Raw genomic sequence first — 8,544 nt, 5'->3', positions numbered from 1 at the left:
TTATCCCACGAGAAGACCCCGCAGACTTCAGCGGTGAGTTCTTTGCAGGATGAGGTTGAGTGCAAGGTTGTCGAACGCCAGCAAGGCGACGGTTGGACAGTCCTTTATAAGCCGGACCGTCATTGGGAGCGGGTTACCGCGTCAAATGGATACGCTGCGATTTTTCCAGACAAGCAGGAAGCCCTTGACTACGTACGGGATGCGACGCCGGGCGCTATTGTTGTGGAAGTTACCGCAAACCGGACACAACACGAAGGCAAGGAAACTAAGCCGCGCGTTGACCTTATCGACCCTACATTTTTGCTTGGTATGGGTAGGGTTCTTGGGGATGGCGCTAAAAAATACGCCCCTAATAATTGGCGCTACGGTAGCAATTACAGTGAGCGGTATGCTTCACTTGTCCGACACTTGGCGGCGTGGCACTCGGGCGAAACCCTTGATATTAACTCGAAGGAAAATCACCTGTACCACGTAGCTACCAACGCTATGATCTTGGCGTACTGGCAGCTCGCCGGGCGAGGAAAAGACGATAGGGCCCGCATCGGGGAATAAAATAAACTGTTGACAGCGTAGCCCCGGCCTGATAGGTCGGGGTTATTGCTTTTTGTAGGAGAGAAGTTAATGAAAATTGATTTAAGTAACGCCGCCAAGAGCGCTCCAAAACCATTGGAAGCGGATGACGTGCGGAAACTTTTACGGGGCTCGCGCTTACGCCAGTTCCTGACTAACATGTACGGCAACGCTGTGCGCTTCGATGGGCCTAACGCGCGCCTAGGCGATATCGCTACAGGCGAGCGAGGCGGTAGCGTTGCTGTTTGCCTTGATGGCGACAAGGCGGGCACTTTCTACGACCATAACCCCGGCGCACAATATGTAGAGGGTGACGTGTTCACTATCTGGCAACTGCGCTACAACTGTGACTTTCCTGCCGCACTAGAAGGAATTAACGATTGGGCGGGCGGCACGCCTTCAAGAGAGATTACCGCTAAGAATGCAGCACAACATAAGAAAGCCGCTAAGGCCCGCCAAGAAAAGAAAGAGTTTCAAAAAAAATATGAATACACGGACGAACACGGCAATATTCTGTTTGTTGTTCGTCGGTTCGGGCTTGTGTACGGGGATGATGGCTCCCCGGTCCTTAACAATAAAGGAAAGCAGCGTAAAGATTTCCGAGTGCAATCTGCAGATGGGCACAAATACCCGGATGGTATGGATTTGCGACCCCTCTACTGCCTACCCTCAATCGTACGAGACGAAACCAACGCCGAAATTTATGTGTGCGAAGGGGAAAAAGCTGCCGACGCCCTGCGAGATATCGGCCTAATCGCCACGACTATGGCGGGCGGTTCCGCCGCCGTGACCCGCGCCGACTGGTCGCACCTCAAGGGCAAAGACGTCATCGTGTGGCCTGATAATGACGCGGCTGGTATTAAATGCGCTTCCCTCATTACCGAGGTGTTGAACGGCGTGGCGAATACCGTGCGCGTCCTACCGCCGTACTCAGAGAGCGGAGAGGAGGGGGCCGACGCCGCAGACTTCCTAGCAGACGGTAAAGATATCGCGGCCTTTGTTAATGCCTCGCCCGACCTACAAGACGAGTGGCTAGAAGAGAATATTGCGGCGCTCAATATCGTAAACCCGGCTGACGTGAAGATGACGGCCCGCGATTGGGTTAGCGACGGAGCCTTAATTCGGGGAGCTATCACGCTCTTTGCAGCGCCACCCGGCACAGGTAAGACCGCTTGGTCAATGCAGTTGGCAGCTACGTACGCTATGGGCGCACCGTTCGCCGGCACTATCCCCGTAAATCCCGGCAAGGCGCTAGTAATCAACGCCGAGGAACCAATCGATGAAATGGCTCGACGCCTACGCGCTGCCTGCCAAGGTTACGAATATGACTTTGACGAGGTAAGCGAGAACGTTAAATTCATCTCAGGCTACGACAGCCCGCTACTGATTACTAAGCAGTCTGGCAGCACTAGAGAAATTATCGTAGACGCCAAGACGGACGCGATCGCCGCATACTGCCGTGAGAACGACGTCAGCCTAGTCATCATGGACCCGATCGCAGAGTTCGGCCACGGCGAAGAGAACGACAACAACGCGCAAAAGCAGTTCTTTCAAGCGCTCCGTAAGATGGCGGCAGACGGTAATTTTGCATTGCTCGCTTTCGCTCATACCCCTAAAACCACGTCATGGGCGAGCCGGGCCAACATGAACATGGTGCGCGGCGCGGGTTCCGTAGTTGGCGTCGCTCGCTTCGTATTCACAATGCTAAAGCTTCCAGTAGATGAGGCAGAAAACTACGGTATCGACAAAGCCGAGGCGTGGCGCTACACAGCGCTAGACCTTGCCAAGGGTAACATGATCAAAGGCGACCACCCCGGCATCTGGCAGAAGAAAGAAAGCATTGACCTAGTGACCGCACAGGGCGAAGTTGAGAGTATGCCCTTTATGGTGGACGTTCAGCTATCGGAGCCGGACCAAGAAAGCCCACAGCTTAAGCAGGACCGTCAACAGATCGCGCACCAATCAGTCATTATCGATGGTATCTTTACACACCTAGGGCGAGTTGGAGAAGCAACCTATAGCGACCTATGCGACGCAATCGTAAGCCAAGCCAAAAACTTAGGCGTTAGAGGGCTCAACAAGCAGAAGGTACGGGACACAATCACGCAGCTACGGCCCAGCGGGCTGGGCGATTGCTTCCGCTACTCCGATCAGGGGATGCAGTTTTACGCCGCTTGCGTCGATATTAGCAGGAGCGGTCAGCCTATAGTGCGCTTCTATAGCACAAACGACAGGTTACCGGAGGGCTTTAAGTATCAAGACATGCATTGGCCATTCTAAGAAATCGGGGACACACCTAGTGTCCCCTGCAGGGAGGGCTGGTTACCTTCCCTAGATCGTCGCGCACCTCTCTCCTAGTGTGCGATTTGATCCGCCCCGGTTAGCTGCCCCTCAAACGGGTAACGCGACCGGGGCGAATTATTTTCAGGAATATGCAAATTAGCTGTTGACCCCGTAATTAACGCGTGTATAACAACATGCATACCAAGGAGAAACCAATGAACGAGAACAAACTAGAGGTTTACGCGCAGCTTGAGCACATTAAAACTCAAGCAGGCGCGGCAGCCGGGGCATACTATCGCGCAGCAGTGGGCGACACGCCTTGGCAAAAGCGAGTAGAGCTAATCAATAACACGATCGACGGCCTGCGCGCCATGATTGACGAGCTGGAGAGTATGGCAAAATGAGCAGACAGAAAGTACTAAATGCGGGGCGCATTATCCGGGCACTGGACGCACAAGCGGGTATTGAATTGGCATTTGACCGCAAAGCGAGCGCCGACCTAATGAACGAAGCCGCCCGCGAGATTGAGCGACTTCGGCGCAGCGAGGAAATTTGGGTACAGTTCGCTAAGGCGCTGGCGATAACATAATGACAGCGCACCTATACGAAGAAATAGAGATGCTAACCGCAGAGCGAGACTTTTACCGCGAGCAAGTGCAAGAGTTGCTAAATGATGCCGCGCCAAAAATTTATACGCTAGGCTTCTCGCCGCAAGAGTGCCGAATTCTCAATTTGCTAATGCGGACGCCCGGCCAGACGCGCTCGCACGAGGCGGTCATGATTGCCGCCGGCACGGACGCAGAAAAGGACGCGGTGCGAACGGGGCGGGTTCTAGTATCAAAGATACGGCGCAAGCTGATAGATTTAGGCGTAGGCAAAGGCGCGATAACTCGCGGCGACAGATACGGCTACACCATGACACACGAAGCGGCCCACATGATAGGCGAACTAATAGAAGGAGGTGTGTGTGAGTAAATCAGAGGAGCACAAAATCCAAGTCGGAATAGCAAACTATTTGCGGGAAAATCTGCGAAATGGAAGCATATTCTTTGCCGTACCTAACGGCGGCACGCGGAAAATGACAAAGGTAGCTGGCGGTAAGAGTATCCCGCTAGAGGCTATTCGACTAAAAAAGGAGGGTGTTACGGCTGGCGTCGCTGACGTTCTCGTAATCTCAGACATAGAGCCGCGCATTGTGGCGCTAGAAACCAAGACAGAGAAAGGCAAACAGTCAACCTCGCAAGTGTGGTGGCAAGCAGAGGCCGAGAAGGCTGGTGTAGCTTACCATATTGTGCGAAGCGTTGGCGACGTGAAGCGCCTTATCGAGACGTACGGGCTAAAGAAGGCGCAAAAAACCTTGACAGATGGCGCGCAAACTGACATTGACGAATGGTTGAACGGTGACAGCAACGCTTTGCCAATCGACGCACCCTTAGAATAGGAGACTAACCACATGGGTTCACTAAAAATTATATCAGCCGACGAGCGCTTGAGTCAGGCTAAAGGCGCAAAAATCCTTATCGTAGGTCAATCCGGTATCGGTAAGACCAGCCTGCTTAAGACCGTAGACCCGGCCTCTACGTTGTTTGTGGACTTAGAGGCTGGAGACCTTGCCATAGGCAAGACGCCAATAGACCAAGTATCGCCCGAGACGTGGCAAGACTGCCGCAACCTCGCCGTGTTCCTAGCCGGACCAGACCCGCAAGCAAAGGCAGACGACGTATATGGGAAAGAGCATTACGACCATGCCGTTGAGCTGTATGGAGACACCGATCTCGGTAAGTATAGCACTTACTTTGTTGATAGCCTTACTGTGGCTTCACGTCTTTGCCTTCGTTGGGCACAGCAACAACCAGAAAGCACAAACGCAAAGGGAGTTCCTGATATGCGTTCTGCTTACGGTACTCTTGGTCGCGAAATGGTTAGCTTTGTCACTCAGTTGCAGTCTGCCCGCGCTAAGAATGTTGTCTTTGTCTGCCTGCTAGACGAGCTGACAGACGAGTTCAAGCGCACTAGCTACGGGCTGCAGCTTGAGGGTGGCAAATCTAAGCGTGAAGTACCCAGCATTGTTGATGAGGTAATCACTATGGCTATTCACGGCAAGACGCACGATGACCCCGGTTACCGCGTGTTCTTCACTAATAACGCCAACGTACCCGGCTACCCTGCAAAGGATCGTTCGGGCAAGCTGGACGCAATCGAAGAGCCGCACCTAGGCAAACTGATTGAAAAAGTGCTTGCGTAAGTAACCGCTTTATGATTTAACGTGTCATGGGCGGCTAACGCCGCCCGCACAACCACTTAACCAACCCATAGGAAAATTAAAATGCAGTTTGACCTAACACAAGCAGAACAAAGCTCAGGCGGTGACTTTGAGCTTATCCCTGCGAAGACAGTCGCCCCTGTCATTATGCACATTCGCGGGACCAAGCGGACGCAGGCAGGTGATGCTGAATATCTAGACATTGAGTACACGGTCACAGCGGGCAAGTATGAGCGCCGCAAGGTGTTCGGCATGAATATGATTACTTCGAACGGCACGGACGGCCACAACAAGGCGGTAGAAATCTCAACATCATTCTTTCTTGAGGTTGTCCAATCCGCTTACGGTATCAAAGACCTATCTGCACCAGACGCCATGGAATACCTTCGCAGCTTCGACACTGACAGCTTGCAGGGTATCGAGTTTCTTGCGCGCATCGGTATCGAGAAGGATAAAACCGGCCAGTACGAAGACAAGAACGTGGTTTCTGGTGCGGTCACGCCGGCATCCAAGACTTACGCGGGCTTTGAGCCTAAGCCAATGCCGAAGGCTGGCGTCGTGAACACCACTAGCACGCAACAAGCAGCGGCCCCGTCCGCGGCATCTAAACCAGCATGGGCGTCATAGAGCTTAGTGGCTAACTACGAAGAAAAAGCAATGAAGGCAGCGGCTAACGCCGCTGTCTCCCTCGCCCGACAGATAACCAATACGCACCTTAAGCCAATGGAGGCCCGAGCTTTCGCATTTGGCACAGTGCTAGCATGGACACAGGGCCGAGCTTACGGCGCCACCATTGACCGCAAGGGGCGAGCATACGTCACAGCAGACGCCAAGGGGTTCGAGCCGGACGGTTACACGCTAGGATACGCGGAGGGCATTCTGCCCGCCCTAGGCGGCGTCTCTGGGCTCCCGTGGGATAAGGCGCTAAAGGACTGGTCCAAGGATGAAATCTTGCGCTTAGTCGCGTCATCCGCCGAGTTGGTAGAAGACGCTAAAGCTAACGCTCTGGAATGCAGCCCCGAAGAAATCCCATTCTAGGAGAAGTAAATGAGAATTAACCTGCTTCAGGATGAGCACTTGCAAAATTCCCCTACCGCCGCCAAGGCGCTAGAGGAAATTGATACGGTGCTGGTCGATAACTTTCTAGCGGAGACGCCGCGCAACTACCTAGGCGCTTCCGGGGTGGGTAACCCTTGCGCCCGAGCTGTGCAGTTCGACTATATAAAGGCTAAAAAGAATGAAGACAGACAGCACCCACCAGCCCGCATCTTGCGCATCTTCGAAAGAGGGCACCATGCGGAGCACCTTGTTGTCAAATGGTTCCGCAATGCAGGTTACCACCTCACGGATAGGGATTATAAGACCGGGCGGCAGTTTCGCTTTAGCGCTATGGGCGGGCTTTTCTCTGGTGGCTGCGACGGCGTTATTAGTGAAGGCCCCGGCATCCTTGGCCCTACACTATGGGAGCTTAAGTGTGTCAACACTAAGAAATTTGGCCAGTTCGTCAAGCGCGGCGTCAAAAAAGTAGAACCTAAGTACTACGCGCAGTTGCAGCTATATATGGCCTACTTCAATCTTACGGATTACCCGGCGCTGTTTACCGTTCTGGACAGTAACGATTACTCCCTACATATCGAGGAGGTGCCATTTGATCCGCAGGCCGCGCAGTATTACAGTGACCGGGCGGTCAGCATCATCCAAGACACCAACGCCCGCGCTCTGGCTCCGCGTGTATCGGATGACCCTAGCGTTTTTTCTTGTCGCTTTTGTGACTTTAGCGGCGTGTGTCATAGTGGTACCAATCCTATGTTATCACCTGATTTCACGCCACCTCAGCCACCTAACCAAGAGGAATAAACATGGACGCAGAAGTGCAGAAAAAGCTAAAAGATGGCTATAAGAGGTGCAGCACATGCAAGCGGACTAAGCCCTTGTCTGACTTCAACTATCGCCGCGACACGCCAGACAATAAGCAGTACCATTGCGCGGCGTGCGGAATAAAGCGTAATGCAAAATATTATGCCGAGCGACCGCAAGAGGCGATAGACCGCAGGGCTGCACGCGACGAGCGCAAGGCGGAGCAGACACCCGGTTGCCCGGCATTCGCCGAGTACGCATATGGCTTCTACAAGAATGAGGGCAAGCTACTCTATCTTAAAGACGGCATCCCTCGCGAGGTGGATCATATCGTTTCAATCGCAGATGGCGGGTATCACCATATCGACAACTTTCAACTGTTGACCAAGAGCGAAAACCGCCGTAAGGGTGCTGACAGCTGGTCACCAGATGACCCGCGGCTCAAGCCTAATAAAGCTTTCCAAGAGCTTATTAAACGCCGCTGGTTGCAAGAGGACCGATGCCGGTGCGAGCACTGTCAAGCAATGGCTCGTGACATTATCGAGACACGCGAACGCCGGCGCGCTCGCCAGCGCGAGAGAATGGAGGATAGGCTTGGCTAAAAAGAAGTATGTGTCAGATTTAAAGCGAAACTATGTTGCGCTTCATGTATCGAAAGATGTGGAGTTGTTTTGGCCGCTGTTGACAGATCAAGAGCTTGTCGATATGGTCAACTTAATTGAGGCGGCTAAGGCCCGCATACGCAAGGAAGCAAGAAATGCAGAAACAAACTAAAAACCACTTAAAATGGATTGCAGTAATGGGGTTAGCCTTCATTGCGGTTGTGTGCGTCGTCGCGGCCTGCACAGTGTCAACGGTAGACCTTACAAGCAAGGGCGCTCAAGAGCACGGCTATAATGTCGATAAACACATTGCAGAGCCTTGGCGCATTGTACCGCCCGTATCAACGGCGCACCAAGAGCGAGAAATCGATGAAGGATTTTGCGCAGACACGCCCGAGGGGAAAATCTGCACACGTAGCGTAACGGAGACAAACACTATCGTAGACCGTTACTCTGCCGCCGCAAAGCGTGGTGCATGGCCTCTGACGGTTGGGCTTGAGTATGTTTGCGAGCGCTCATATTCAATTATCCGCAACAGCCCCACTCCTACACTAGACGGAGTGGAGATTACGGACCCTAATGTATTGGTGCACGTTCCGCTACCAACAAGTCACAACACTGACACCGAGTATAAAACGTACGTATACTACACGCTTGGCGGATTTACTCCCGGCGAAGGTCAAGTAATCCTATTCACTGACGGCGCGGAAGTGGCTGACGGCCTAGACATTAAGGGCGAGGCGGGCAAATACATTGAAATCACTGACGAAATGACCGTGGGCAGCGTGCGTTTTGCAGAGGCAACAGTAGAAGCTGTTGTGGTTCGCAACCAGCCTTACCCGGATGGCAAGCAACCCGGTAGTGTCACATTTGAGATGCGAGGCGCGCGAAGTAAGTTTGAACAGGTTGACCGCCTCTGTTACAACGGCTAAACAAAACCTCCTCCTAAACTTGACCCCTGCCTTACGG

The 8,544-nt window shown here is 53.2% G+C and carries 12 protein-coding genes; all 12 read left to right on the top strand.

Translation table 11 applies throughout. The features are described 5' to 3' along the window. The first annotated feature begins 42 nt into the window (after nucleotides 1-42). The gene (locus HRU21_10330) at nucleotides 43-552 is read left to right on the top strand and encodes a hypothetical protein (protein NRA42686.1); all 510 of its coding nucleotides are present in this window, start codon (nucleotides 43-45) and stop codon (nucleotides 550-552) included. A 69-nt stretch (nucleotides 553-621) separates the two neighbouring features. Then, complete coding sequence (locus tag HRU21_10325; GenBank protein ID NRA42685.1) at nucleotides 622-2,850, top strand: AAA family ATPase; 2,229 nt, start codon at nucleotides 622-624, stop codon at nucleotides 2,848-2,850. A 218-nt stretch (nucleotides 2,851-3,068) separates the two neighbouring features. Further along, on the top strand, nucleotides 3,069-3,257 hold the full coding sequence (locus HRU21_10320) for a hypothetical protein (GenBank protein NRA42684.1): 189 nt from the start codon (nucleotides 3,069-3,071) through the stop codon (nucleotides 3,255-3,257). Further along, nucleotides 3,254-3,442, top strand: coding sequence for a hypothetical protein (locus HRU21_10315; protein NRA42683.1), 189 nt, complete (start codon nucleotides 3,254-3,256; stop codon nucleotides 3,440-3,442). Before HRU21_10320 ends, HRU21_10315 begins: the two co-directional genes overlap by 4 nt. Before the next feature lie 29 nt (nucleotides 3,443-3,471). Continuing rightward, on the top strand, nucleotides 3,472-3,828 hold the full coding sequence (locus tag HRU21_10310; protein NRA42682.1) for a helix-turn-helix domain-containing protein: 357 nt from the start codon (nucleotides 3,472-3,474) through the stop codon (nucleotides 3,826-3,828). Then, entirely contained in the window at nucleotides 3,821-4,294 is a 474-nt protein-coding gene (locus HRU21_10305; protein NRA42681.1) for a hypothetical protein, read from the top strand. Before HRU21_10310 ends, HRU21_10305 begins: the two co-directional genes overlap by 8 nt. Nucleotides 4,295-4,306: 12 nt before the next feature. Next, nucleotides 4,307-5,098 carry an ATP-binding protein gene (locus HRU21_10300; GenBank protein NRA42680.1) on the top strand — a complete coding sequence of 264 codons (792 nt, stop codon included), beginning with the start codon at nucleotides 4,307-4,309 and terminating at the stop codon, nucleotides 5,096-5,098. 81 nt (nucleotides 5,099-5,179) lie between these two features. Then, nucleotides 5,180-5,743, top strand: coding sequence for a hypothetical protein (locus HRU21_10295; GenBank protein ID NRA42679.1), 564 nt, complete (start codon nucleotides 5,180-5,182; stop codon nucleotides 5,741-5,743). A gap of 420 nt (nucleotides 5,744-6,163) precedes the next feature. After that, nucleotides 6,164-6,973: a hypothetical protein gene (locus tag HRU21_10290; protein ID NRA42678.1), complete on the top strand. Its 810-nt coding sequence runs from the start codon at nucleotides 6,164-6,166 to the stop codon at nucleotides 6,971-6,973. 2 nt (nucleotides 6,974-6,975) lie between these two features. Then, nucleotides 6,976-7,575, top strand: a complete 600-nt coding sequence (locus HRU21_10285) for an HNH endonuclease (protein ID NRA42677.1) — start codon at nucleotides 6,976-6,978, stop codon at nucleotides 7,573-7,575. Beyond that, entirely contained in the window at nucleotides 7,568-7,747 is a 180-nt protein-coding gene (locus tag HRU21_10280) for a hypothetical protein (GenBank protein ID NRA42676.1), read from the top strand. Before HRU21_10285 ends, HRU21_10280 begins: the two co-directional genes overlap by 8 nt. Next, nucleotides 7,731-8,507, top strand: coding sequence for a hypothetical protein (locus tag HRU21_10275; GenBank protein NRA42675.1), 777 nt, complete (start codon nucleotides 7,731-7,733; stop codon nucleotides 8,505-8,507). The genes HRU21_10280 and HRU21_10275 overlap by 17 nt, the downstream gene beginning before the upstream one ends. The last annotated feature ends 37 nt before the right edge of the window (nucleotides 8,508-8,544 follow it).

It is taken from the genome of Pseudomonadales bacterium, assembly GCA_013215025.1.
Classification (GTDB): domain Bacteria; phylum Pseudomonadota; class Gammaproteobacteria; order Pseudomonadales; family DT-91; genus DT-91.
The sequence above is the reverse complement of the archived record's forward strand: the minus strand, read 5'-3'. Positions and strand labels throughout refer to the sequence as shown.